Below are 24,226 nucleotides of genomic sequence, written 5' to 3' on the forward strand. Positions count from 1 at the left end.
CGCTCAGCCCAGCTGGGCGAGCGCCTCGGTGGCGATGTTCTCGAAGACGGTCTGGTCGGCGGCGAAGACGGAGTCCGCGATCGGCCAGTGGATCACGATCTCGGTGAAGCCGAGCTCCCGGTGACGCCCGGCGAAGTCGACGAAGGCGTCCACGGACTCCAGCGGCCGCGCCCGGTCCGGGGTGAAACCGGTCAGCAGGATCTTGTCCAGCTCGGCGACGTCCCGCCCGGCCTCGGCGCACGCCTTGGCGAGCTTCTCGACCTGGCCGCGCAGGGCCGCCACCGACTGCTCGGGCGTCCCCTCCTCGTACAGCTTCGGGTCGCCGGTGGTCACCCACCCCTGTCCGTACCGCGCGGCCAGCCTCAGCCCGCGCGGTCCGGTCGCCGCCACCGCGAACGGCAGCCTCGGGCGCTGGACGCAGCCGGGGATGTTCCGCACCTCGTCGGCCGAGTAGAACGTGCCCCGCTCCGTCACCGCGTCCTCGGTGAGGAGCCGGTCGAGGAGCGCCACGAACTCACCGAACCGGTCGGCCCGCTCCTTCGGCGTCCACGCCTCCTGCCCGAGCGCGGTGGCGTCGAAGCCGTTGCCGCCCGCGCCGATGCCGAGGGTGATCCGTCCGCCGGAGACGTCGTCCAGCGTGATCAGCTCCTTGGCGAGCGTCACCGGGTGCCGGAAGTTCGGCGAGGTCACGAGGGTGCCGAGGCGGATCCGCTCGGTGGCCGTCGCCGCCGCGGTGAGCGTGGGCAGCGCGCCGAACCACGGGCCGTCGCGGAAGCTCCGCCAGGAGAGGTGGTCGTAGGTGTACGCGGCATGGAACCCGAGGTCTTCGGCCCGCCGCCAGGTCTTCTTTCCTTCCGCCCACCGGTGGATGGGGAGGATCACCGTGCTAAGACGCATGACCTCGACGATACGCCGAGTCTCCCGCCGCGATGAATGCGCCGACGTTCAGGACGGAAGCACCACGTCGCCCGGGCCGTCCGCCCGACCGGGTACGGACGGCGTGCCGAGCAGACGGCTCATCGTCTCGGCGGCGCGGACGGCCGCATCGCCGCAGCAGTTGTTGAAGAGGACGTGGACCTCGCGGGCGCGGTCGGCCATCGCGCGGACGGCCGGCGTCCAGGAGGAGAGCTCCTCAGGCGTGTACCGGTGGCGGAACCGCTCCTCCTTCGTGCCCGTTCCCCAGGCGCGGTTGCGGCCGTGGAAGCGCACCGCCGCGAGCCGGTCGGAGGTGACCGGGGTGACCGGCGGGATGGACGTGGGGAGTGACTGCACCATGTCCACGGCTACGGCGGTCAGGTCCAGCTCCGCCAACAGGCCGAAGGTGGAGGCGGAACGGTCCGGACGCCACCAGTCGGGATGCCGGAACTCCACCGCCACCGGCCAGCCCTCGGTGCGCTCCCGGCACCGGCGCAGCATCGACGTCGCCGCCGCGCCCGGAGCCAGCCACGGAGGGAACTGGAAGAGAAGCGTCCCCAGTCGTTCCGCCCGGCGCAGGGGCTCAAGGGCTCCGCTGAAACGGAGCCACACCTCGTCGAGCAGCCCGGGGTCCGCCTCCGCCCGACCGCGCCGCTCGGCCGCTGCCTGCCGCAGGTCGGCCGGCAGGGCGCCGGGTCGCGTCGGATGCCCGGTCAGCAACGAGAACGCCTTCACGTCGAACCGGAAACCGGCCGGTGAACGCTCGACCCAGAGAGTGCTGTTACGCGTGCTGGGCAGTGCGTAGTAGGTGGCGTCCACTTCGACCAGCGGAAACTTCGTGGTGTAGTACCGCAGCCTGGCCTCCGCGCCGCGGTGGCCTTCCGGGTACCAGCCGCTGGAGAGCAGTTCCTTGTCCGTCCACGAACACGCGCCGACGAGAATGTCACCCATGGCCACCGTCTTCCCGACCCCGTGCCGCTGACTCTCTCCCCGTGCTCGCGGTTCCCTCGGAAGTGAACGGGTTTGCCCCTCTCGCACCACGGAGGACGTGACAGGTGCTCGCACCACGGGACGCGACGGATGGACGAGGCTTGACAGGGCTTACGGGGGGCCGGGGCGGAACCGCCCGGCGGCCGTCGCGGCCACGTGGTGCGCCTCCGTCGTGCAGCGGTCGACGGGCGGGATCACGGTGCTCGGGCACGGGGCCCGGGCTCCCGGGCCCACGGTGGTCAACGGACGCGGGAGCTCATCCAGGGAGTGAGGGTGCTGCCCGTGACCAGTTCCTTGTACGTCTCGTCGCCGGGCAGCGGGACGACCAGCCACCAGCCGGGCGGGAAGAACCGTCCCTTCACGTGCGCGAGGCCGCCGTGGACGGAGCGGAGGAAGGCGGGGACGGCGTCGCGGGGCACGTCGGCGAACTCGATGCCGTCCACGGTGATCAGGGCGTCGTCCTCGGGGAAGACCTGGACCGTGACCAAGGGGGAGCCGCCCAGTTCGACATAGGCCTCGTGCGGCAGCGATCCGTCCGGGTCGAGCACGGCGAACGCGCCGGAGGAGGTGCGCCGGGAGGTCCGGTCCGCGCCGATGTCGTCGGTCACCGTCATCTCCAGGTGGAACTCCCGGGCGACCTCCCGGATCGCGGTGACGGCGGCCTCGGTGCTGGGCAGATGCGGGTGAGCCATGGAACCGATCATGCCCCATCGGTTCGAGCGAAAGGGGAGCGTCAGTGATTCCGGCCGGAGGGGAAGCGGAGGAACTCCGGCGGGACGGCGTCGGTCAGCCAGACGCCGTTGGCGCTGACGTGGAAGACGTGACCGGCCCTGTGCATGGCGGCGGCGTCGACGCTCAGCACGACGGGCCGTCCCCGGCGTGCGCCGACCCGGGTCGCCGTCTCCCGGTCGGGGGAGAGGTGGACGTGGTGGCGGGCCATGGGCCGCAGCCCTTCCGTCCGGATCGAGGGAAGCCGGTCCGCGACCGTACCGTGGTAGAGGTACGCGGGCGGTTCCGCGGCCGGCAGGTCCAGGTCGACCGAGACGGTGTGGCCCTGGCTGGCACGGATGCGGGTGCCCTCGACGGCGAAGCGCTTCTTGTCGTTGGTCGCGACGACGTGGTCCAGCTCCTCGCGGGTGATCGGGAAGCCGTGCGCGGCGGTGGCCCGGAGCAGGGCGTCGATCTCGGTCCAGCCGTGCGCGTCGAGGACGAGCCCGATGCGTTCGGGTTGGTGGCGCAGGTGCTTGGAGAGGTACTTCGACACCTTGACGGTGCGTCTTTCGTCCATCCGTAATTCCGATCGGGTTTCAGGTTTGATCCACAGCAAAGCGTGGTTATCCACAAGCGAGTTGCCGATTCTGTGGACAACGGCTCCCACCCGTCAAGCTATTTATCCAATTCCCTCCTGTCTGTCGTGATATGAGGCAAGTGCGTCCAATGTCCTTTTGTTGAGCTCTCGTTCCGTCGCCGCCGTGACGAACGGCGCGACGCCCTCCGCGCCGACCAGATCCTGTACGGCACGGATCGTCGCCCCCGGCAGGGTCACCGTCCGGGGCTCCTCGTCCTTCACGGAAGAGGCGTCCGGTGAAAGGTGGATCCGGAGGTGCCGGGTGGCCAACAAGCGCATCGCCCGCGCCAGTTCGGCGTCCACCGTCTGCTGGGCGAGCGGCCTGAGGCGCCGCACCATCGTCGCCGCCTCGGCCGCGTCCGCGTCCGTCGGCGGCCGGTGCTCCAGGTAGCGCGCGAAGACGTGCTCGGTGGTGAACTCCAGGAAGCGGGACGCTATGTGCTCGACCTGATCGCGAAGTTCCCTCAGATGACCGGTGATCGCCGCCAGCGGCACACCCGCCGCGTACAACTCGGCCGCCACCGCCAGCTCCTGCGGGCTCGGTACGAGGTACTCCTCGCCCTCCCGCCCCGGCAGCCGCTCCAGCACGCCGAGTTCGACGGCCTCCCGGATGGCCTCCTCGTCCGGCGTCCCGCCGAAGCGGGCGTCCAGCTCCGCGCGGGAGATCCGGTCCGCCTCCTCGTCCGTCCACGGCCCGTGGACCTCCGCGACCAGGCCCAGCACGCCGCCGAGCCCCCGGCCGGTGTCCCAGGCCTCCAAGAGCTCCTTGATCGAGGCCAGGGTGTAGCCCCGGTCGAGCAGGTCGGCGATCTGCCGGAGCCGCGCGAGGTGCGCGTCCCCGTACACGTTCGACCTGCCCCGCCGCTCCGGGCGGGGCAGCAGACCGCGGTCCTGGTAGGCGCGGATCGTCCGGACCGTGGCCCCGCTGTGATGGGCGAGATCCTCGATCCGGTACTCCGGCTGTGCTGACTGCTCGGACAAACCCGCTCCCGCCACCCGCATCCTCCACCCCGCCGCCGCGGGGCCCCTCCTGGGAGGGATCGTACGACCGCCGGCCCGGCCCGGGCCCTGCCGGTCACGACGGCATGACCACCCGCCGGGCCCCGGCCGGACCGCGCCGGTCGTGACGCCGTGACCACCGGCCGGGCCCCGGCCGGACCGTGCCGGTCACGCCGGTGGCTGCCAGCGGGCCAGGCCCCGCAGGACTCCGGGGCTGAGCCGGGACAGGAAGTGGGCGCCCCGGGCCTCGGGGGTCACCGGGACGACGGCCCGGTCGTGCAGGACCGCCCCCAGGATCGCGTCCGCGACCTTCTCCGGCGGGTAGTTCCGCAGCCCGTACAGCCGGGAGGCCTTCTGCTGCCGCCGCCTCTCCTCCGCCGCGTCCGTGACCCCGGCGAACCGCGCGGTCGCCGTGATGTTGGTGTTGACGATGCCGGGGCATATCGCCGACACCCCGATCCCCTGGTCGGCCAGTTCGGCGCGCAGGCACTCGCTGAGCATCAGCACCGCCGCCTTCGACGTGCTGTACGCGGGCAGCGCCCGAGAGGGCTGGAAGGCCGCCGCCGAGGCGGTGTTGACGATGTGGCCGCCCTGGCCGCGCGCGGTCATCTGCGCGCCGAAGAAGCGGCAGCCGTGGATGACGCCCCACAGATTGACGTCCAGGACCCGCTTCCACTCCTCGCCCGAGGTCTCGAAGAAGGAACCGGTGAGCCCGATGCCCGCGTTGTTCACCAGGACGTCGACGACGCCGTACTCGGCCGCCACCTTCGCGGCCAGCTTCTCCATCGCCTGCTCGTCGGCGACGTCGGCCGTCTCGCCCCAGGCCTCCGGGGCGCCGATCAGGCGCGCCATCTCGGCCGTGCGGGCAGCACCCACGGCGTCCCGGTCCACGGCCACCACCCGGGCGCCGGCCTCCGCGAACGCGAAGGCGGTGGCCCGGCCGATGCCGCTGGCCGCCCCGGTGACCAGGACGAGCTGGCCGCCGAACCGCTCCGTGTACGCCGGCTTCACGCCGCTCTTCGCCGCCGTCGGCGCGGCGGGCCGGCGAAGACCCGACGCCTTGGCCGCCGCGTCCTCGTTGGCCCGGACGAACTCGGAGATCCAGGCGGACAGCCGGTCCGGCCGGGTGCGCGGCACCCAGTGCTTGGCCGGCAGGGTGCGCCGGGTCAGGTCCGGCACCCAGGTGCCCAGGTCGTCGTAGAGCCGCTCGGAGAGGAACGCGTCCCCGGTCGGCGTGATCAGCTGCACGGGCGCGTGCGCGTACGCGTCGGGGCGCGGCCTGCCGAGCCGGGCCCGGACGTTGTCCCGGTAGAGCCAGGCGCCGTGCGCCGCGTCGTTCGGCAGGGAGGGCGTCGGGTAGTCCCCGGCGGGGACCTTCTCCATCCGCTCCAGGACCTTCGGCCAGCGCTTGCCGAGCGGGCCGCGCCAGGCGAGCTCCGGCAGCACGGGCGTGTGCAGCATGTACACGTACCAGGACTTGGCGCCCTGGCCGAGGAGCTGGCCGATCCGGCGCGGGGTGGGCCGGGTCATCCGCTGCTTGATCCAGTGCCCGAAGTGGTCGAGCGAGGGTCCCGACATCGAGGTGAAGGAGGCGATCCGGCCCTCGGTGCGGGGCACGGTGGCGAACTCCCAGGACTGCACCGAGCCCCAGTCGTGGCCGACGAGGTGGACCGGCCGGTCCGGGCTGACGGCGTCGGCGACCGCGAGGAAGTCGTCCGTCAGCTTCTCCAGCGTGAAGCCGCCGCGCAGCGGGACCGGCGCCGTCGACCGGCCGTGGCCCCGGACGTCGTACAGCACCACGTGGAACTCCTCGGCCAGCCGGACCGCGACCTCCGACCACACCTCCTTGGAGTCCGGGTACCCGTGCACGAGCAGGACGGTGGGCCGGCCCGTGTCGCCGAGCTCGGCGACGCACAGCTCGATACCGCCCGTCCGGACCCAGCGCTCCCGCGCCCCGTTCAGCCCCGCCATCAGACCGCTCCCTCGTTCCAGCGCCGCACGTGCGGCAGATCGTCGTCCAGCCAGAAAGCACTCTGCTCGGGGTCCCGGGAGTCGGTGACGACCAGGATCTCCTCGAACTTCGCGCCCGTCCCCCGGAATCCGAGGTGCGGCTCGACCGCCCACAGCCCGGGCACGGGCGGGTGGTCGGAGAACTTGTACGGCGACCAGAGCGGCGACCAGCCGTCCCGGTGACCGTGCACGGCGTCGCTCGCGAGCCCCTTGAGCGACTGGGTGCCGAAGCCGAAGAGCGTCGGCGCCCAGCGGCGCTCCTTCACCCGGTCGATCTTGTGGGCGATGACGCCGAAGGGGTAGGCCCGGTGCCGGTTCGCGTACCCCTGGCGGACCATGAGCCGGTCCACGTCCTCGTATATCTCGCGCAGCGTGCGGCGCTCGCGCACCTCGCGCAGGGTCAGCTCGCGGTGGGCCTCCAGGTCGGCGAGCAGCTTGTCGTGCAGGGGGTTGAGGCCCAGGCAGCCGCTGTAACCGATGTCGGCCGTGTATCCCTTGTAGACCGGCGCCATGTCGAGGATGAACGGCATCCCCGCCTCCAGGCGCCGGTTCGTGGGGAAGAACTGCAGGGGGATCCTGAAGTCCACGAAGGCCGTGCGGTCGCCGAACCAGGCGAAGGGCCGGTGGAACCAGTCCCGCACGCCCCGCTCGTGGAGCCAATCCCGCTGCATCCGGGCGGCCTCGCGCTCGGTCACGCCCGGCTTGAGCTGGGCCGCGACGGCTTCCGCGCACTCGTAGGAGAGCCGCTGTACTTCCCTGAACCCCCGCAGCTCCGCGGAGAGTTCGCCTGTCACTGCTGAGGCCATGCCACCCGCCGTCCCGTGTGAGCGCCCGACTGCGCTACGCGTCCGTAACTTGACACCGATGAATGTGACAATGCCCGGCGGCTGCGTCAAGGGGTCGGACGGCGGCCTGTGGAAAAGACCGGCCGAGGCCCGGGGAGGAAGACTTTCGTCGCGACGCCCCTACGGGCTTGTACTCCTGAAGTGGGAGAAGGACCGAGCCGTTGGGCTGACGACTGCTGTGGCGCACGCCACTACCGTCGAAGCGTGACTGTGATCGCCACCGAAAGCCTCAGCAAGCGGTTCCCCCGGGTGACCGCTCTCGACCGGCTCTCCCTGGACATCGGGCCCGGTGTGACCGGACTGGTGGGTGCCAACGGAGCCGGCAAGTCCACGATGATCAAGATCCTGCTCGGACTCTCCCCCGCCACGGAGGGCACCGCGCAGGTCCTGGGCCTCGACGTCCGGACCCACGGTCCCGAGATCCGTGAGCGCGTCGGGTACATGCCCGAGCACGACTGCCTCCCGCCGGACGTCTCGGCGACCGAGTTCGTCGTCCACATGGCGCGGATGTCCGGACTGCCCCCGACCGCCGCCCGGGAGCGGACCGCCGACACCCTGCGCCACGTCGGCCTGTACGAGGAGCGCTACCGCCCGATAGGCGGCTACTCGACGGGCATGAAGCAGCGGGTGAAGCTGGCCCAGGCGCTCGTCCACGACCCGAAGCTGGTCCTCCTCGACGAGCCGACCAACGGCCTCGACCCGGTCGGCCGGGACGAGATGCTCGGACTGATCCGCCGGGTCTGGACCGACTTCGGCATCTCCGTCCTCGTCACCTCCCACCTCCTGGGCGAGCTGGAGCGCACCTGCGACCACGTCGTCGTCATCGACGGCGGCCGACTGCTGCGCTCCAGCTCCACCAGCGACTTCACCCGGACCACCACGACGCTCGCGGTCGAGGTCACCGACTCCGACCTCCACCCCGACGGCACGGCGGCGTTCCGCGAGGCCCTCGCCGCCGCCGGCGTGACGGTCCACGCGGGCGTGGAGGACGGCCTGCCGGGCGCCGGCCACATCCTGCTGCTGGAAGCGGCCGGCGAGGAGACGTACGACCTCGTGCGGGACACCGTCGCCGGTCTCGGCCTCGGCCTCGTCCGCATGGAGCAGCGCCGCCACCACATCGCCGAGGTCTTCAAGGCGACGGACCAGGAGGAGGTGCCGGCTCGATGAGCTCCCAGGCCCCCGACACGACCCGGATCCACAACATCGGCTACCGGTCCTACGACGGCCCGCGCCTCGGCCGGGCGTACGCGCGCAGGTCGCTGTTCTCGCAGTCGCTGCGCGGCGCGTACGGCCTGGGCCGCAGCGCCAAGTCCAAGGTGCTGCCGATGCTGCTCTTCGCGGTGATGTGCCTGCCGGCGCTGGTCATCGTCGCGGTCGCGGTCGTCACCAAGCAGTCCAAGCTGGCGATCGAGTACACGGAGTACGCGGTCTACCTCCAGCTCGTCATCAGCATCTACCTGGCCTCGCAGGCGCCCCAGTCCGTCTCCCGGGACCTCCGCTTCCGGACGGTGCCGCTGTACTTCTCCCGCCCGATCGAACGCGTGGACTACGTCCTCGCCAAGTTCGGCGCGATGGCCTCGGCGCTCTTCGTCCTCACCGCCGCCCCGCTGCTGATCCTCTGGATCGGCTCGCTCCTCGCCAAGATGGACTTCGTCGAGCAGTCCAGGATGTTCGGCCAGGGGCTCGTCTCGGTGGCCCTGCTCTCGCTGCTCTTCGGCGGCATCGGGCTGGTCATGGCGGCCCTCACCCCGCGCCGCGGCTTCGGCGTCGCCGCCGTCATCGCCGTCCTGACGATCTCGTACGGGGCCGTCTCGACCCTCATGGGCATCGCCTACGCCACGGAGAACCAGGGCGCCATCGTCTGGCTCGGCCTGTTCTCGCCGATGACCCTCATCGGCGGCGTCCAGACCGCCTTCCTGGGCGCGCCGAGCAGCTTCCCCGACGGCTCGGACCCGGGAGCCGGGGTCGGCGTCGTCTATCTGCTGGCCGTCCTCGCGCTCGTCGCCGGCTCGTACGGCATCCTGATGCGCCGCTACCGAAAGGTCGGGCTGTGACCACGCTCGAAATCGACCATGTCTCCCGCTGGTTCGGAAACGTCGTGGCCGTGAACGACGTCACGATGACGGTGGGACCGGGCGTCACCGGCCTCCTCGGCCCGAACGGCGCCGGGAAGTCCACCCTGATCAACATGATGGGCGGCTTCCTCGCCCCCTCCACCGGCGGCGTCACCCTCGACGGGCGGACGATCTGGGGGAACGAGTCGGTCTACCGCGAGATCGGCGTCGTCCCCGAGCGGGAGGCGATGTACGACTTCCTCTCGGGCCGCGAGTTCGTCCTGGCCAACGCCGAACTGCAGGGCCTCGGCGCCAAGGAGGCCCAGCGGGCCCTGGCCACCGTCGAGATGGAGTACGCGCAGGACCGGAAGATCTCCACGTACAGCAAGGGCATGCGGCAGCGCGTGAAAATGGCCTCGGCCCTCGTCCACGAGCCGTCCGTCCTCCTGCTCGACGAGCCGTTCAACGGCATGGACCCGCGCCAGCGCATGCAGCTGATGGAACTGCTGCGGCGGATGGGCGCGGACGGGCGCACGGTCCTGTTCTCCTCGCACATCCTGGAGGAGGTCGAGCAGCTCGCCTCCCACATCGAGGTGATCGTGGCCGGACGGCACGCGGCCTCCGGCGACTTCCGCAGGATCCGCAGGCTGATGACGGACCGCCCGCACCGCTACCTCGTCCGCTCCAGCGACGACCGGGCCCTCGCCGCGGCCCTGATCGCCGACCCGTCGACGGCCGGCATCGAGGTCGACCACGCGGAGGGCGGACTGCGCGTGCAGGCCGTGGACTTCGGGCGGTTCACGGAGCTGCTGCCGAAGGTCGCGAAGGAGCGCGGGATCCGTCTGCTGACGGTCTCGCCCTCCGACGAGTCCCTCGAATCGGTCTTCTCGTACCTCGTCGCGGCCTGAAAGGAGCCTGACCGATGTACAACCCCACAGTCGCCCGGCTCACCTACCGGGCCCTCCTCGGCCGCCGCAGGGCGCTGATCCTCTTCCTGCTGCCCGGCCTGCTGCTGCTCATCGCGGCCGCGGTCCGCGGCTTCAACGGCGCGGACGACCAGGTCGCGGCCGACGTCCTCGGCGGCTTCGCACTGGCCACGATGGTGCCGTTGATCGGCGTGATCGCCGGGACGGGTGCGATCGGGCCCGAGATCGACGACGGTTCGATCGTCTATCTCCTGTCGAAGCCGGTGAAGCGGCCCACGATCATCTTCACCAAGCTGATCGTGGCGATCGCGGTGACCATGGTCTTCTCCGCCGTCCCGACGCTGATCGCCGGCTTCATCCTGAACGGCAACGGGCAGCAGGTCGCCGTCGCCTACACGGTCGCCGCGCTGGTCGCCTCCATCGCCTACAGCGCGCTCTTCCTGCTGCTCGGCACGGTCAGCCGGCACGCCGTGGTGATCGGCCTGGTGTACGCCCTGGTGTGGGAGGCCCTCTTCGGCTCCCTGATCTCGGGCGCCAAGACCCTGAGCGTCCAGCAGTGGGCGCTGGCCCTCGCGGAGAAGGTCACCGGCGACGGGCTGGTCAATTCCGAGGTCGGCCTCACGACCGCGGTGGCGCTCCTGGTGGGGGTCACGGTCGTGGCGACCTGGTTCGCCGGCCAGAAGCTGCGCAAGCTGACCCTGGCCGGCGAGGAGTAGGAGACGCTCAGACCGTGCGGTCCCGGGCGGCGAGCATGCCGACCGCCAGGGCCGCCGCGCAGACCCCGAGGACCACGCAGATCGGCGGGGTCCAGGAGCCGGTGGCCTGGTGGAGGGCACCGGCCGCCAGCGGCCCGGCGGCGGCGAGGAGATAGCCGACCGTCTGGGCCATGCCGGACAGCCCGGCCGCGGTCACCGCGTCCCCGGAGCGCAGCACGATCAGGGTCAGGGCGAGGCCGACGGCGCCGCCCTGACCGACGCCGAGGACCGCCGACCAGAGCCAGGCGCCCTCCACGGGCGCCACCATCAGTCCGGCGTAACCGGCCGCGACCAGCGTCGTGACCAGCACGACCAGCGGACGCTGGCCGCGCATCCGGCCGGCGAGCAGCGGCACCACGAAGGCGCCGGCGACCTGGATCAGGTTGTTGAAGGCGAAGACCACGCCGGCCGTGGAGCGGCTCATCCCGTGGTCGGTGAAGATCGTCGGCATCCAGGCGATCAGCACGTACGACCACAGCGACTGCAGCCCCATGAAGAGGGTGACCTGCCAGGCCAGTGCCGAGCGCCAGACACCCGCCGGGCGGGCGCCGCCGGCCGGGACGGCCCGTACCCCGTGCCCCGGGCGCCCGCGGGCGATCAGCACCTGCGGAAGCCAGGCGAGGGCCGCGGCCGCGGCGAGCAGCGACCAGAAGCCCAGGGAGGCCTCCCAGCCGCCGCCCAGGGCCTTCTCCAGCGGGACCGCGGCCGCGGCGGCGACGGTGGCGCCGGCGATCATGGCGCCCGTGTAGACCGAGGTCATCGAGGCGGCCCGGTCCGGGAAGTCACGCTTGATCAGGCCCGGCATCAGCACGTTGAGCAGGGCGATCGCGGTGCCGACGAGGATCCCGCCGCCGTACAGCGCGTACACGGACGGCAGCACGCGCGCGAGGATGCCGGCGCCGAGCAGCAGGAGCGCCGCGAACAGCACGCGTTCGGCGCCGAACCGGCGTCCGAGCCACGGCGCCACCAGGGCGCCCAGGCCGAGGAAGAGCACCGGCACCGAGGTCACGAGCGAGCTCGCGGTCGACGAGAGCCCGAAGGCGGCGGATATCTCGCCGACCAGCGGCGCCACGCTCGCCAGCGCGACCCGCATGTTGAGCGAGGCCAGCACGATGCCGACCAGGAGCAGCGCCGGGTGCGCGAGCAGGGCGCGCCGGGCCGCCGCCCCCTCGGCCGACGGCCGGACCCCGGCCCCGGCGCCGACGAACCCACGGACTTCCGCCCCCGTACGCCTCCCGAAGTCCGACCGCGCCCCGGAGGCCGTGTCCGCGCCCCTGCCCGTGCTCGCCCGCGCCCCGGAGCCGGTGTCGGTGTCCGTGTCCGCGACCGTGGCCCTGTCCGTACCCGTCCGCGCTCCGGAGCTCATCGGCCCCGCTCCGTCAGTGCCGCGACCGTCTCCATCGGGACCCGCAGCAGCTCGCGGGCCTGCCGCTCCGCCGCATCCGGGTCGCCGGCCTCGACGGCCGCCACCAGGGCCTCGTGGGCGTCGATGTCGACCGGGGGCATCTCCCGGTCTCCGAGGGCCTCCACCAGGACCTCGTGCACCTGCGCGGAGAAGAAGCGGTACACCTCGACGAAGGCCGCGTTGTGGGTCGCGCCGACGACCGCGAGGTGGAAGGCGAGGTCCGCGTCCGCGTCCCGGTCGCCCTCCTCGCGCAGACCGGCCAGGGCGGCCCGCAGCCGCAGCAGGTCGTGGGTGTCGCGCCGGGTGGCCGCGAGCCGGGCGGCCTCGGCCTCCAGGGCGACCCGGAGTTCCAGCACGTCGGCCGCGCCCGCGTGCCGGACGCCGCGCAGCACGGCGGACGGATCGGCGGTCGACCGGACGAAGGTGCCGTTGCCCTGGCGGGACTCCAGGAGGCCCGCGTGGACGAGGACCCGGACCGCCTCGCGGACGGTGTTGCGGCCGACGCCGAGCTGCTGCGCGAGCTCGTGCTCGGTCGGGATGCGGTCGCCGACCGCCCACTCGCCGTCGGCCAGCTGTGTGCGCAGCTGGTCCACCACGGAGTCCACCAGCGAGGTCCGCCCCGCCGCCCTGAGTGCCATCGAAATCCTCTATTCGCCCGGTTGCCCAGTCATCCTACAAGTGACCTCCCTCGCCTCTCCGGCCGGGCCGCAGCGACCGGACTACTGTGGGCTCGTACGTGTGCCGAACACCCTCATAACCCTCGGGAGTCAGTCATGTCAGACCGCTTCGACGTCGTCGTACTCGGAGCTGGCCCCGGCGGCTACGTCGCCGCCATCCGCGCCGCCCAGCTGGGCAAGCGGGTCGCGGTCGTCGAGGAGAAGTACTGGGGTGGTGTCTGCCTGAACGTCGGCTGCATCCCCACCAAGGCGCTGCTGCGCAACGCCGAGCTCGCCCACATCTTCAACCACGAGGCGAAGACCTTCGGCATCAAGGTCGACGGCACGGTCTCCTTCGACTACGGCGAGGCGTTCCGCCGCAGCCGCACGGTCGCGGACGGCCGCGTCAAGGGCGTCCACTTCCTGATGAAGAAGAACGGCATCACCGAGTTCGACGGCCGGGGCACCTTCCTCGACGCGAACACCCTCCAGGTGGCGAAGTCCGACGGCACCACGCAGACGATCACCTTCGACAACTGCATCATCGCCACCGGCGCCACCCCGCGCCTGCTGCCCGGCACCGCGCTCAGCGACCGCGTCGTGTCGTACGAGCAGCAGATCCTCGCCGAGGACGCCCCGAAGTCGATCGTCATCGCCGGCGCCGGCGCGATCGGCATCGAGTTCGCGTACGTGCTGAACAACTACGGCACCAAGGTCACCATCGTCGAGTTCCTCGACCGGATGGCCCCGCTGGAGGACGAGGAGGTGTCCAAGGAGCTGGCGAAGCAGTACCGCAAGCTCGGCATCGACGTCCTCACCTCCACCCGGGTCGACGCGATCGACGAGTCCGGCCCGCAGGTGCGCGTCACCGTCACCGCCAAGGACGGCTCCCAGAAGGTCCTGGAGGCCGACAAGGTCCTGCAGGCCATCGGCTTCGCGCCGAACGTCTCCGGCTACGGCCTGGAGAACACCGGTGTCGCCCTCACCGAGCGCGGCGCGATCGAGGTCGACGGCCGTTCCCGCACCTCCGTGCCGCACATCTACGCCATCGGTGACGTCACCGCGAAGCTGATGCTCGCGCACACCGCCGAGGCCATGGGCGTCATCGCCGCCGAGACCATCGCGGACGCCGAGACCATGGAACTCGACTACGTGATGATCCCGCGCGCCACCTACTGCCAGCCGCAGATCGCGAGCTTCGGCTACACCGAGGCCCAGGCGCGCGAGAAGGGCTACGACGTCAAGGTCGCCAAGTTCCCGTTCATGGCGAACGGCAAGGCGCACGGCCTCGGCGACTCGACCGGCTTCGTGAAGATCGTCGCCGACGCCAAGTACGGCGAGATCATCGGCGCCCACCTGATCGGCCCCGACGTCACCGAGCTGCTGCCCGAGCTGACGCTGGCCCAGCAGTGGGACCTCACGGTCCACGAGGTCGCCCGGAACGTGCACGCCCACCCGACGCTGGGCGAGGCCGTGAAGGAAGCGATCCACGGCATTGCCGGACACATGATCAATTTCTGAGGTCTCTCCCAGGTTCTGGTGATAGGCACTGAAGGGTGCCGAGCAGAACCTCCCCGGGTGGCGAACCGTCCCGGCCGATCAGGTCGTGGGTGCGTTCGTCACCCGGTACGCATGTGTGGCTGGCGGTCATCGCGATCACCAGCCTCGTCATCGCGCTCTCCCCCGACGCGCTGGGGACCTATCTCCTCCACCGCAACAGCAGCAACCTCCACCAGCTCGCCCACCACCCGATGCGAGCCCTGCTGGGCAGCGCGTTCTGGATCGAGGACCCGTCCGACCTCCTGCTCTACGCGGTGCTCTTCGAGGTCTTCCACGCCCCCGTGGAACGCTGGCTCGGCACCCCGAAGTGGCTCCTCACCGTCGCCACCGCCCACATCGCGGCCACGCTCGTCAGCCAGCAGGTGGTCCTGGCGGCCATCCAGCTCCACGACGTGCCGCGCAGCATGGCGCACGTCGTCGACATCGGGGTCAGCTACGGCCTCGCCGCCTCGGCCGGGATCCTGACCTACCGGCTGCCGAACCCCTGGCGTCTGCTCTACCTCGCCGTGGTGGCCGTGTTCTTCCTCGTACCGCTCGCCACCGACCGTACGTACACCGACCTCGGGCACGCGATCTCGCTGGCGATCGGCCTGGCCTGCCACCCGCTGACCCGCGGAGCGCCGGCCGGTGGAAAACCGGTCGCCGTCGAACGGCCGCCCGACGCACACTAGTTGTGCGCGGGGGACACGGGGGATCCCCCGGGCGCGGCCGCTTCGAGCGCGCGGACCCCGGTCCGCGCGGGCCGCGACCCGCGAAGGCCCGCTCCCCGAGGGGAGCGGGCCTTCGTACGGGTCTCGACGGGTCAGGCCGCCAGCAGGCGCTCCAGGACGAGCGCGATGCCGTCCTCCTCGTTCGAGGCCGTCACCTCGTCCGCCACCGCCCGCAGCTCCTCGTGCGCGTTGCCCATGGCCACGCCGTGCGCCGCCCAGCCGAACATCGGGATGTCGTTGGGCATGTCGCCGAAGGCGATCGTCTCCGCCGCCTTCACGCCGAGCCTGCGTGCCGCGAGCGACAGGCCGGTCGCCTTGCTGAGGCCGAGCGGGAGGATCTCCACGATGCCCGGGCCCGCCATGACGACGTCGACGAGCCCGCCGACCGTCTCGCGTGCGGCCCGGGTCAGCTCGTCGTCGGTCAGCGTCGGATGCTGGACGTACAGCTTGGTCAGCGGCGCCGACCACAGCTCCGCCGGGTCCTCGTACGGCACGTACGGCAGCGGGCCCTCCTGCGCCTTGTAGCCGGGGCCCATCAGGACCTCGCCCTCCAGACCGTCACGGCTGGCGGCCAGCGCCAGCGGGCCCACCTCCGCCTCGATCTTGGAGAGCGCGAGTCCCGCGAGCTGCCGGTCCAGGGTCAGCGAGGTCAGCAGCCGGTGTTCACCGGCGTGGTAGACCTGGGCGCCCTGTCCGCACACCGCGATCCCCTGGTAGCCGAGGTCCTCCAGGATGTGCCGGGTCCAGGGCACCGCCCGGCCGGTGACCACGATGTGCGCGGCACCCGCCGCCGTGACGGCGGCGAGCGCGTCCCGCGTGCGGTCCGAGACGGACTCGTCGGACCGCAGCAGCGTGCCGTCGAGGTCCGTCGCGACCAGGCGGTAGGGGAAGGGGCTCACTTGGCGATCGGCTCCAGGACCTCGCGGCCGCCGAGGTACGGGCGGAGCACCTCGGGCACCCGCACGGAACCGTCGGCCAGCTGGTGGTTCTCGAGGATCGCCACGATCGTGCGCGGTACGGCGCACAGCGTGCCGTTCAGGGTGGCCAGCGGCTGCACGGTCTTCTTGCCGCCCTGCTCGTCGCGCATGCGGACGGAGAGCCGGCGCGCCTGGAAGCTGTCGCAGTTCGACGCGGAGGTCAGCTCGCGGTACTTGCCCTGCGTCGGGATCCACGCCTCGCAGTCGAACTTGCGGGAGGCGGAGGCGCCGAGGTCACCGGTGGCGACGTCGATGACCTGGAACGGCAGCTCCAGCGAGGTCAGCCACTGCTTCTCCCACTCCAGGAGCCGCTTGTGCTCGGCCTCGGCGTCCTCCGGAGCGACGTACGAGAACATCTCGACCTTGTCGAACTGGTGGACGCGGAAGATGCCGCGGGTGTCCTTGCCGTACGTGCCGGCTTCGCGGCGGAAGCAGGGCGAGAAGCCCGCGTACCGCAGCGGCAGCTTGTCGGCCTCGATGATCTCGTCCATGTGGTACGCGGCGAGGGGCACCTCGGACGTGCCGACGAGGTAGTAGTCGTCCTTCTCCAGGTGGTACACGTTCTCCGCGGCCTGGCCGAGGAAGCCGGTGCCCTCCATGGCGCGCGGACGGACCAGCGCCGGGGTCAGCATGGGGATGAAGCCGGCCTCGGTGGCCTGGGCGATCGCCGCGTTGACCAGGGCGAGCTCCAGGAGGGCGCCGACGCCGGTCAGGTAGTAGAAGCGCGAGCCGGAGACCTTGGCGCCCCGCTCGACGTCGATGGCGCCGAGCGCCTCGCCCAGCTCCAGGTGGTCCTTGGGCTCGAAGCCCTCGGCCGCGAAGTCGCGGATGGTGCCGTGCGCCTCCAGGACGACGAAGTCCTCCTCGCCGCCGACCGGGACGTCCGCGTGGACGATGTTCCCGAGCTGGAGCAGAAGCTGCCTGGCCGTCTCGTCGGCCTCGTTCTGCTCGGCCTCCGCGGCCTTGACGTCGGTCTTGAGCTGCTCGGCCTTCTGCAGGAGCTCGGCGCGCTCCTCGGGGCCGGCCTTGGGGATCAGCTTGCCGAGCGCCTTCTGCTCGGATCGGAGCTCGTCGAAGCGGACGCCGGACGACCTGCGCCGCTCATCGGCGGAGAGCAGGGCGTCGACGAGCGCGACGTCCTCTCCACGGGCGCGCTGGGAGGCGCGAACACGGTCGGGGTCCTCACGGAGCAGGCGAAGGTCAATCACCCCACCAGGCTACCGGTGCGCGTTCGCGTGCCCCCACCGGATAAGGGGGCGCGTGTTGTTTCGCCCGAATTGCGACCCGTGGAAAAGATGAGGGCGAGGCCGCCGCATTCACTTATCCACAGGCTGTGCGGAAAATCTGTGGACTACGGGGAAGGTCAGGCGGATTTCCCTCATCGTGCCTGGGAATTCCGTGATCAAACACCCCTCACACACTCATTTGGGTGGGAATTGATCGCTCCAACGAGTGGGTCGACAGAGGGTCGCTGACGAGGGCGTCGGGGAAACGCTGTGGATGGCGCACAGAATGGCGGGGGGTGAGTGGGCCGATTTGTCGACCTTGTCTTGATGGGGTGTCGACTTGTCCCCAGGTCTGACAGGGCTCCTGTGGATAACCTCTGTGGGTAACTGAAAAGTATGCAGGTAGGACTAGTGGTCCGTACCTGTGGACGAACACTCACGCCGCCGACGACGCTCGTCCACCATCGGATCAGGCCCGACCGTCCTGGGCCCTCGCCAGCCAGTCGGAGGCCTCCATGAACTCCACGTCCGAAGTCCCGCGCCGCAGCGCCGTCACGTCCTCCACCGAGACACCCGCCCGGGGGTACGAGCCGAGGAACCGCACCTTGGGGCAGATCCGCTTGAGGCCCATCAGCGCCTCGCCCACCCGCCGGTCCGAGATATGGCCCTCGGCGTCCACGGCGAAGCAGTAGTTCCCGATCCCCGCTCCCGTGGGCCGGGACTGGATCAGCATCAGGTTCACCCCGCGCACCGCGAACTCCTGGAGCAGTTCGAGGAGGGCACCCGGATGATCGTCACCCAGCCACAGCACCACCGAGGTCTTGTCCGCGCCCGTCGGAGCCGCCGGCCGGGCCGGCCGGCCCACGAGCACGAACCGCGTCTCGGCGTTCTCCGCGTCGTGGATCTCCGTGACCAGCGCCTCGAGGCCGTACGTCGCCGCCGCGAACTCCCCCGCGAAGGCGGCGTCGAACCGGCCCTCCTGCACCAGCCGGGCGCCGTCCGCGTTGGAGGCCGCCGACTCCCACACCGCCTCGGGCAGATGGGCCCGCAGCCAGTTCCGGACCTGCGGCTGGGCCACCGGGTGGCCCGTGACCGTCTTGATCTCGGAGAGCTTGGTCCCGGGCCGGACGAGCAGCGCGAAGGCGATCGGGAGGAGCACCTCGCGGTAGATCATCAGCGGTTCGCCGGAGGCCAGCTCGTCCAGCGTCGCGGTCACTCCGCCCTCGACCGAGTTCTCGATCGGGACGAGCGCGGCGGCGGCCTCCCCGTTCCTCACGGCGTCGAGGGCGGCCGGGACCGAGACCATGGGGACGAGCTCCCGCGTCGCGGCCTCGGGCAGCGTGCGCAGCGCCGCCTCAGTGAAGGTGCCTTCGGGGCCGAGATAGGTGTACCGGGTGGCGGACATACCGTCACCCTAATGGTCGCCGCCGGAGAGGGCCGCCGCCCGAGCGGGGCGCCTCTCCGGCCGGGACGGTCAGGCCTCCAGGAGGCGCTGGCCCACGTACTCGCCCTCGGCGGGACCGCCCGGGACCGCGAAGAGTCCGCTCGCCTCGTGGCGGATGAACGCCGACAGCGCGTCGCCCCGGTCGAGCTTGCGCTGCACCGGGACGAAGCCCCGGAGCGGGTCCGCCTGCCAGCAGACGAAGAGGAGTCCCGCGTCCGGCGTTCCGTCCGGGCCGATCCCGTCGTGGAAGGAGAACGGCCTGCGCAGCATCGCCGCCCCGCCGTTCTGTTCGGGGGCGGAGATCCGGGAGTGGGCGTTGTCGGGGATGACGAGCTTCCCGTCCGGACCGAACTTGTCCAGGTCGAGCTCGGTGGTCTCGGAGCCGCCGGTGAGCGGGGCCCCGTCGGACTTCCGGCGCCCGATCACCTTCTCCTGCCGGTCCAGCGGCAGCTTCTCCCAGTCGTCGAGCAGCATCCGGATCCGGCGCACCACCGCGTACGAGCCGCCGGCCATCCATTCCGTCGCGCCGCCCGTCCCGGCCGGGACGAAGATCCGCCGGTCGAAGTCCGGGTCGGTGGGCTTCGGATTGCCCGTGCCGTCGACCTGCCCCATCAGGTTCCGGGCGGTCATCGGCTTCGCGGTGGCGCCGGCCGACCGGTTGAAGCCGTTCATCTGCCAGCGCACCCGGGCCGCGTCCCCCGCGTCCTTCTGGACGGCGCGCAGCGCGTGGAAGGCGACGAGCGCGTCGTCGGCGCCGATCTGCACCCACAGATCGCCCTCCGAGCGCCGGGGGTCCAGGACGTCGGCGGAGAAGGCGGGCAGCGGGTCCAGCTCGGCGGGACGGCGCGAGGTGAGCCCGGTGCGGTCGAAGAAGGTCCGGCCGAAGCCGAAGGTGACCGTGAGGGAGGACGGGCCCGCGTCGAGCGCGATTCCGGTGTCCTCGGCCGGGGCCTCGCCCGCCATCAGCACCTTCGCCGTGGCCGACCAGCGGCGCAGCAGGGCGGCGGCCTCCTTGCGGCCGGCGCCCGGAGCGAGGTCGAAGGCGACCAGATGGCCACGGGACTGGAGGGGGGTGGTGATGCCCGCCTGATGTTTCCCGTGGAACATCACCGCGGTCGAGCCGACGGTGGTCAGGGCCGGGGCGCCGCCGGCTCCGGCGGTGTCGTCGTCGGACAGGGCTGCGGAGATCCCGGCGCCACCGGCCGCGCCGGCCACGAGGCCGGCCGCGCCCGCCGCGCCGACGGCGCCGAGCAGGCGCCGCCGGGAGAGATCGAGGTTGTCGCTGTCGGTCACGGGGTTCAGCCGATCTTCACGTTCTTGTCGATGGTGGTCTGGTCGATCTCGGAGGTACGGACGGTCACCTGGATCTTCCAGTCGCCCGGCATCGGGATCTGGACGCCGCTCGCGCTCCAGTGTCCGGTCTGGATCCGGTCGGGGGCGACGGGCAGCGGACCCACGTCCTTCGCCTCCAGGGTGAGGGCGACCTTGATCTCGGGGACGTCGAGCGGCTTGCCGTTGGGGCGCTCGACGAAGAGGTGGAGCGCGTTGGCGCCGGTGCGGCCGGGGTCGAGGCTGAGACGGACGACGCCCTTGCCGTCGACGCCACCGGTGTCGAAGGGCAGCCGGATGTCGACGGGCCGGTCGGGCACGGCGGCCGGGCCGGAGGCGGTGGTGGCCCGCCCGGCCTCCTCCTCGGTGCGGCCGGGCTCGGTCGAGGTGAGGACGGTGGTCACGGCGAGGAGGACGACGGCGACGGCGGCCTCGGTCAGCACCGAGCGGCGCAGACCGGTCCGTTCGGGGTCGGCGTCCCGCTCCCGCTTCCGCCGGGCGGTGGCGACGGCGGCCCGCTGCCGGGCGAGCTGCGCGGCCCGCACCGGGTCGACCGAGCCGGCGGGCCCGTCGGAGGCCCCGGGTTCGTCCCGGGGGTCGCCCTCGGGTTCGTCCGGGGTCCCGGACCCGACCTCGGGCCCCCCGGCCCCCGAGCCCTCGTCCGCGCTCGGCGTCTCGTCCGCGCCCGGCGCTCCCTCCGCTTCCCGGGGTGACGGTTCCGTCAGGCGTCGGGTCCAGCGGCGGGAGATCCAGGCGATGCCGACGAGGACCGCCATGAGGCCGATCTTGACCAGGAGCAGCTGGCCGTACCGGGTCCCGGTCAGCGCGGACCAGGAGCCGACCTGGCGCCAGGACTGGTAGAGCCCCGTGGCCGCGAGGACGGCCACGGAGCCGAAGGCCACCTTGGAGAAGCGCTCGACGGCGGAGCGCTCGACGGACGGCGCCCGGTGGAGGGCGACGAGGAGCACGGTGAGGCCGCCGAGCCAGGCGGCGACGGCGAGGAGGTGCAGGACGTCGACGGGCATGGCGACGCCCGGCTGGAGACCGGTCGAGGCGTGCTCGGCCAGGGCCCAGGTCCCGGCGATGCCGGCGGCGACGACGGTGCCGCCGATGGCGAGTCCGAAGGCGAGGTCCTTCTTCTCCTTCGGGTCGGTGCGGCGGGCGTAGGCGCCGAAGAGGACGGCCACGAACAGCGCGGCCGCCCCGAGCAGCAGCAGCCGGGAGGTGAGCGCGGCGCCGGTCTTCGTCTCCAGGACGGTCTTCAGGCCGGCCAGGTCGAAGGCGTCGGAGAGCCTCCCGGAGCCGGTGTACGGGTGGCGCAGGAGCAGCATCGCCAGGGTGGCGCCGGTGAGGGTCAGCCAGCCCCGGACCACGGTCTGCTGGACGGGGCGGACGCTCGCGCCGCGCGGCCAGCAGGCCAGGACGAAGGCGCCGCCGCCGACGAGGACGGCGAATCCGGCGTACGAGAGGTAGCGGGCGATGCCGTAGAGGGTGCCGACGAGGCCGCCGCCGGGCGCCTGGTCGGGCAGGGCGACGGAGGTGGTGGAGGGGGCGCCGATGGAGAAGGTGAAGGCACCGGCGATGGGGTGGCTGTCGGCCGAGACGGTCTGCCAGGCCACGGTGTACGTGCCGTCGGGCAGTCCGGCGCGGAGCCCCACCCCGTACCGGACGACGGAGCCGCTGCACAGGTCGCGTATCTCGCCGGTGTCGGCCCGCCGGCCCGCCGGGTCGAGGACCCGGATGGAGTCGGGGCTCATGGCGACCTGCTCGGAGAAGGTCAGGTTGACCTCCTTGGGGGCGGTGGCGACCACCGCCCCGTCCTTCGGGTCGCTGCCGGTGAGCGCCGCGTGCGCGGAGGCGGGGGCGGCGCCGGCGAGCAGCGTGCCGAGCAGCGCGGCCGCGAGGATCAGCAGCCGTGCCAGGGCGTTGCCGAGGCGCGGGGCGGTGGTTGTCATCTCTGTGTCACTCCGTCAACGAGCTCAGTGCTGCTGCGGGTTGTGGTTGGGCGCTTCGACGGGAAGGTCGACCTCGATGGGGTCGGACTTCTCGAAGTGCAGCTCGACGCTGACCTTGTCGCCCTGCTTGGGCTTCGACTTCAGCTCCATGAACATGATGTGGCTGCCGCCCCGTTCGAGCTTCAGCTCGCCGTTGGCGGGGATGTCGAAGGACTTCACCTCCCGCATCTTCTGGTTCTTCGCCTCGTGGATCGTGACGTCGTCCGAGAGCGGGCTGGTGACGGAGGTCAGCTTGTCCGCCGTGTCGCCGTCGTTCCTGATCGTGAGGAAGCCGCCGGCCATGTCCATCACCGGCTGGGGCATGAACGCGCCGCTGACCTCCAGGTCGGGCTTGCTCTCGGAGGAGCACCCGGTCAGCGCGAGCGCGGCGGCGAGCGCCACGGCGGCGGACAGGGCGGTGGTGCGGCGGGTCACGGGTTCTCCCCCTTGATGATCTTCGGCAGGTCCTTGGCGTAGTCGTCGACGGTCGCGTCCTCGCCGTACAGGACGTAGCCCTGGTCGGTGGTGGGCGAGAAGGCGATCACCTGGGCTCCGTGCATGGAGACGACCGAGCCGTCCTTCTCCTTCTTCGGCGGGTCGATGCCGATGCCGATCTGGCGGGCCCCCGCCTGGATGGCGGAGAAGTCGCCGGTGAGGCCGGTGAAGGAGGGGTCGCCGGCGGCGGGCAGCCACTTGGCGAGCTCGGCGGAGGTGTCCCGCTCGGGGTCGGTGGTGACGAAGACGACCTGGAGCTTGTCCTGGTCGGCCTTGGGGAGCTTCTTCTTGGCGATGGCGATGTTGCTCATCGTCAGGGGGCAGACGTCGGGGCAGTGCGTGTAGCCGAAGTAGACGAGCGTCGGCTTGCCCTTGGTCCGCTCCCGCAGGTCGTACTTCTCGCCCTTGGTGTCGGTGAGGACGAGCGCGGGCTTGGTGAACGGCCGGTCGAGGACGGTGGCGGCCCTGGTGGAGTCGGTGCCGCCGGAGATCTCGGCGACGGCCGAGCCGGCGCCCGAGGGCTTGTCGTCGTTGCCGCCGAGGCCGACGGCGGCGGTGAGGCCGACGGCGGCGACGATCGCGGCGGTCGCGATGACCAGCGGGGCGCGCCGCCCGGGACGGGCCGTGGCCGTCCCGGGCGTCTTCTCTTCAGACATGGTGCTTCTTCCGGATCACGAGCGGGGGTGGGGTGCGGCCGTCAGGCCGAGCGGCGGCGGCCGGCGAGGACGCCGAAGGCGACGCCGGCGACACCGGCGAGGATGCCGGCGACGCCGAGGACACGGGCCGTGGTGTCGGTGGCGGAGGACGCGGCGGCGGTCTCCTGGTGGTCGGCCTTCTCGTCGTCGTGACCGGCCTTCTCGTCGGTCCCGGCGGAGGCGGACGGGGCGGCGCCGCCGTGGTGGTCGGCGGAGGCGGCGGAGAGCTTCAGGACGGGGGCCGGGTTCTGCGGCTCCTCCGCGCCCTCCTTCTGCTCCTCGATCCAGCGCACGACCTCCTTGTTGTCGTACGTCTGGATCGCCTTGAGGACCAGCTCGTCCGCGTCCTCCGGCAGCCGGCCGAGGGAGAGCGGGAACTGCTGGAACTGGCCGGGGCCGATCTTCGAGCTGTCGGCGGTCCAGGTGACCTTGGAGACGACCTCGTTGATCTTCTTGCCGTGCAGCTCCAGCGGCTTGTCGAGCTTGCTCCTGGTGACCTCGGCCTTCCAGCCGGGGACGGGCTGCGGCATGACGGAGGCCAGCGGGTGGTCGAGCGGGAAGTTGACCTCGACCTTCACGGTGGAGGCGTTGTCGCGCTCGTTCGGGACCTTGACGTTGACGGTCGCGTAGCCGCCCTTGGCCGCCTCGCCCTGCGGCTGCACGCTGACGTGCGCGAAGGCGGTGCCGGACAGCAGCACCACGGAGGAGAGGGCGATGCCGCCGGCGAGGGCGACACGGGTGGCGGAGACGCGGCCGGCGGCGATGCGGGAAACGTTCATGGCGGAAGACACTCCAGCTCGGAAGATCGGAGAAGGGCGAGGAGGTCCGGCGCGCCCGGGGACGGAAGTCCCGCACGGGCGTGCGGACGAGCACGGCCCGCCCGTGCCGAGCGG

General features: G+C 71.7%; 23 protein-coding genes. 6 read left to right on the top strand and 17 right to left on the bottom strand.

Translation table 11 applies throughout. The annotated features are described in order from the left end of the window. Window positions 1-3: 3 nt before the first annotated feature. From K7G60_RS13870 to K7G60_RS13900, 7 genes are all read right to left on the bottom strand, one after another. Window positions 4-897, bottom strand: a complete 894-nt coding sequence (locus K7G60_RS13870; protein ID WP_225801184.1) for an LLM class flavin-dependent oxidoreductase — start codon at window positions 895-897, stop codon at window positions 4-6. A gap of 48 nt (window positions 898-945) precedes the next feature. After that, window positions 946-1,866 carry a DUF72 domain-containing protein gene (locus K7G60_RS13875; RefSeq protein WP_225801185.1) on the bottom strand — a complete coding sequence of 307 codons (921 nt, stop codon included), beginning with the start codon at window positions 1,864-1,866 and terminating at the stop codon, window positions 946-948. A gap of 278 nt (window positions 1,867-2,144) precedes the next feature. Next, a complete protein-coding gene (locus K7G60_RS13880; RefSeq protein WP_225801186.1) occupies window positions 2,145-2,597 on the bottom strand; it encodes a hypothetical protein in 453 nt (150 codons plus the stop codon). 41 nt (window positions 2,598-2,638) lie between these two features. Beyond that, on the bottom strand, window positions 2,639-3,193 hold the full coding sequence (locus K7G60_RS13885) for an RNA 2'-phosphotransferase (protein WP_225801187.1): 555 nt from the start codon (window positions 3,191-3,193) through the stop codon (window positions 2,639-2,641). 102 nt (window positions 3,194-3,295) lie between these two features. Further along, window positions 3,296-4,255 carry a MerR family transcriptional regulator gene (locus K7G60_RS13890; RefSeq protein ID WP_225801188.1) on the bottom strand — a complete coding sequence of 320 codons (960 nt, stop codon included), beginning with the start codon at window positions 4,253-4,255 and terminating at the stop codon, window positions 3,296-3,298. Window positions 4,256-4,420: 165 nt separating this feature from the next. After that, window positions 4,421-6,223, bottom strand: a complete 1,803-nt coding sequence (locus K7G60_RS13895; protein ID WP_225801189.1) for an SDR family oxidoreductase — start codon at window positions 6,221-6,223, stop codon at window positions 4,421-4,423. After that, window positions 6,223-7,068, bottom strand: a complete 846-nt coding sequence (locus K7G60_RS13900; RefSeq protein WP_225801190.1) for a M24 family metallopeptidase — start codon at window positions 7,066-7,068, stop codon at window positions 6,223-6,225. The genes K7G60_RS13895 and K7G60_RS13900 overlap by 1 nt, the downstream gene beginning before the upstream one ends. Before the next feature lie 249 nt (window positions 7,069-7,317). On the opposite strand from K7G60_RS13900, the gene K7G60_RS13905 reads away from it, so the two are divergent. From K7G60_RS13905 to K7G60_RS13920, 4 genes are read left to right on the top strand one after another with little or no spacing between them, the layout of a single operon-like run. Next, a complete protein-coding gene (locus K7G60_RS13905) occupies window positions 7,318-8,274 on the top strand; it encodes an ABC transporter ATP-binding protein (RefSeq protein ID WP_225801225.1) in 957 nt (318 codons plus the stop codon). After that, window positions 8,271-9,161, top strand: a complete 891-nt coding sequence (locus K7G60_RS13910) for an ABC transporter permease (RefSeq protein ID WP_225801191.1) — start codon at window positions 8,271-8,273, stop codon at window positions 9,159-9,161. The genes K7G60_RS13905 and K7G60_RS13910 overlap by 4 nt, the downstream gene beginning before the upstream one ends. Beyond that, window positions 9,158-10,069: an ABC transporter ATP-binding protein gene (locus tag K7G60_RS13915; protein WP_225801192.1), complete on the top strand. Its 912-nt coding sequence runs from the start codon at window positions 9,158-9,160 to the stop codon at window positions 10,067-10,069. The genes K7G60_RS13910 and K7G60_RS13915 overlap by 4 nt, the downstream gene beginning before the upstream one ends. 14 nt (window positions 10,070-10,083) lie before the next feature. Further along, window positions 10,084-10,803 (top strand): ABC transporter permease, encoded by a 720-nt coding sequence (locus K7G60_RS13920; protein ID WP_225801193.1) that lies wholly within the window; start codon window positions 10,084-10,086, stop codon window positions 10,801-10,803. Between the two features lie 7 nt (window positions 10,804-10,810). Here K7G60_RS13920 and K7G60_RS13925 read toward each other — a convergent pair whose 3' ends face one another. Together K7G60_RS13925 and K7G60_RS13930 are read right to left on the bottom strand one after the other, a co-directional pair. Next, complete coding sequence (locus tag K7G60_RS13925) at window positions 10,811-12,208, bottom strand: MFS transporter (RefSeq protein ID WP_225801194.1); 1,398 nt, start codon at window positions 12,206-12,208, stop codon at window positions 10,811-10,813. After that, window positions 12,205-12,885: a FadR/GntR family transcriptional regulator gene (locus K7G60_RS13930; protein WP_225801195.1), complete on the bottom strand. Its 681-nt coding sequence runs from the start codon at window positions 12,883-12,885 to the stop codon at window positions 12,205-12,207. The genes K7G60_RS13925 and K7G60_RS13930 overlap by 4 nt, the downstream gene beginning before the upstream one ends. Window positions 12,886-13,020: 135 nt before the next feature. On the opposite strand from K7G60_RS13930, the gene lpdA reads away from it, so the two are divergent. Further along, window positions 13,021-14,424, top strand: a complete 1,404-nt coding sequence (gene lpdA / locus K7G60_RS13935; protein ID WP_225801196.1) for a dihydrolipoyl dehydrogenase — start codon at window positions 13,021-13,023, stop codon at window positions 14,422-14,424. An 89-nt stretch (window positions 14,425-14,513) separates the two neighbouring features. Beyond that, window positions 14,514-15,134 carry a rhomboid-like protein gene (locus K7G60_RS13940; RefSeq protein WP_308081032.1) on the top strand — a complete coding sequence of 207 codons (621 nt, stop codon included), beginning with the start codon at window positions 14,514-14,516 and terminating at the stop codon, window positions 15,132-15,134. Between the two features lie 131 nt (window positions 15,135-15,265). Here the strand turns inward: K7G60_RS13940 and K7G60_RS13945 are convergent, their stop codons facing one another. From K7G60_RS13945 to K7G60_RS13980, 8 genes are all read right to left on the bottom strand, one after another. Continuing rightward, window positions 15,266-16,072 carry an HAD family hydrolase gene (locus K7G60_RS13945; RefSeq protein ID WP_225801198.1) on the bottom strand — a complete coding sequence of 269 codons (807 nt, stop codon included), beginning with the start codon at window positions 16,070-16,072 and terminating at the stop codon, window positions 15,266-15,268. Next, a complete protein-coding gene (gene serS, locus K7G60_RS13950) occupies window positions 16,069-17,358 on the bottom strand; it encodes a serine--tRNA ligase (RefSeq protein ID WP_225801199.1) in 1,290 nt (429 codons plus the stop codon). The genes K7G60_RS13945 and serS overlap by 4 nt, the downstream gene beginning before the upstream one ends. Window positions 17,359-17,845: 487 nt before the next feature. After that, complete coding sequence (gene pheA, locus K7G60_RS13955; RefSeq protein WP_225801200.1) at window positions 17,846-18,781, bottom strand: prephenate dehydratase; 936 nt, start codon at window positions 18,779-18,781, stop codon at window positions 17,846-17,848. A 69-nt stretch (window positions 18,782-18,850) separates the two neighbouring features. After that, window positions 18,851-20,113 carry an iron uptake transporter deferrochelatase/peroxidase subunit gene (gene efeB, locus K7G60_RS13960; protein ID WP_225801201.1) on the bottom strand — a complete coding sequence of 421 codons (1,263 nt, stop codon included), beginning with the start codon at window positions 20,111-20,113 and terminating at the stop codon, window positions 18,851-18,853. A gap of 5 nt (window positions 20,114-20,118) precedes the next feature. After that, window positions 20,119-22,104, bottom strand: a complete 1,986-nt coding sequence (locus K7G60_RS13965; protein ID WP_225801202.1) for a copper resistance CopC/CopD family protein — start codon at window positions 22,102-22,104, stop codon at window positions 20,119-20,121. Between the two features lie 24 nt (window positions 22,105-22,128). Continuing rightward, window positions 22,129-22,578 (bottom strand): copper chaperone PCu(A)C, encoded by a 450-nt coding sequence (locus tag K7G60_RS13970; RefSeq protein ID WP_225801203.1) that lies wholly within the window; start codon window positions 22,576-22,578, stop codon window positions 22,129-22,131. After that, a complete protein-coding gene (locus tag K7G60_RS13975; RefSeq protein ID WP_225801204.1) occupies window positions 22,575-23,294 on the bottom strand; it encodes an SCO family protein in 720 nt (239 codons plus the stop codon). Before K7G60_RS13975 ends, K7G60_RS13970 begins: the two co-directional genes overlap by 4 nt. 41 nt (window positions 23,295-23,335) lie before the next feature. Next, window positions 23,336-24,112 (bottom strand): YcnI family protein, encoded by a 777-nt coding sequence (locus K7G60_RS13980; RefSeq protein ID WP_225801205.1) that lies wholly within the window; start codon window positions 24,110-24,112, stop codon window positions 23,336-23,338. Window positions 24,113-24,226 lie beyond the last annotated feature (114 nt).

It is taken from the genome of Streptomyces sp. NK15101 (assembly GCF_020400725.1).
In the GTDB taxonomy this organism is placed as follows: Bacteria; Actinomycetota; Actinomycetes; order Streptomycetales; family Streptomycetaceae; genus Streptomyces.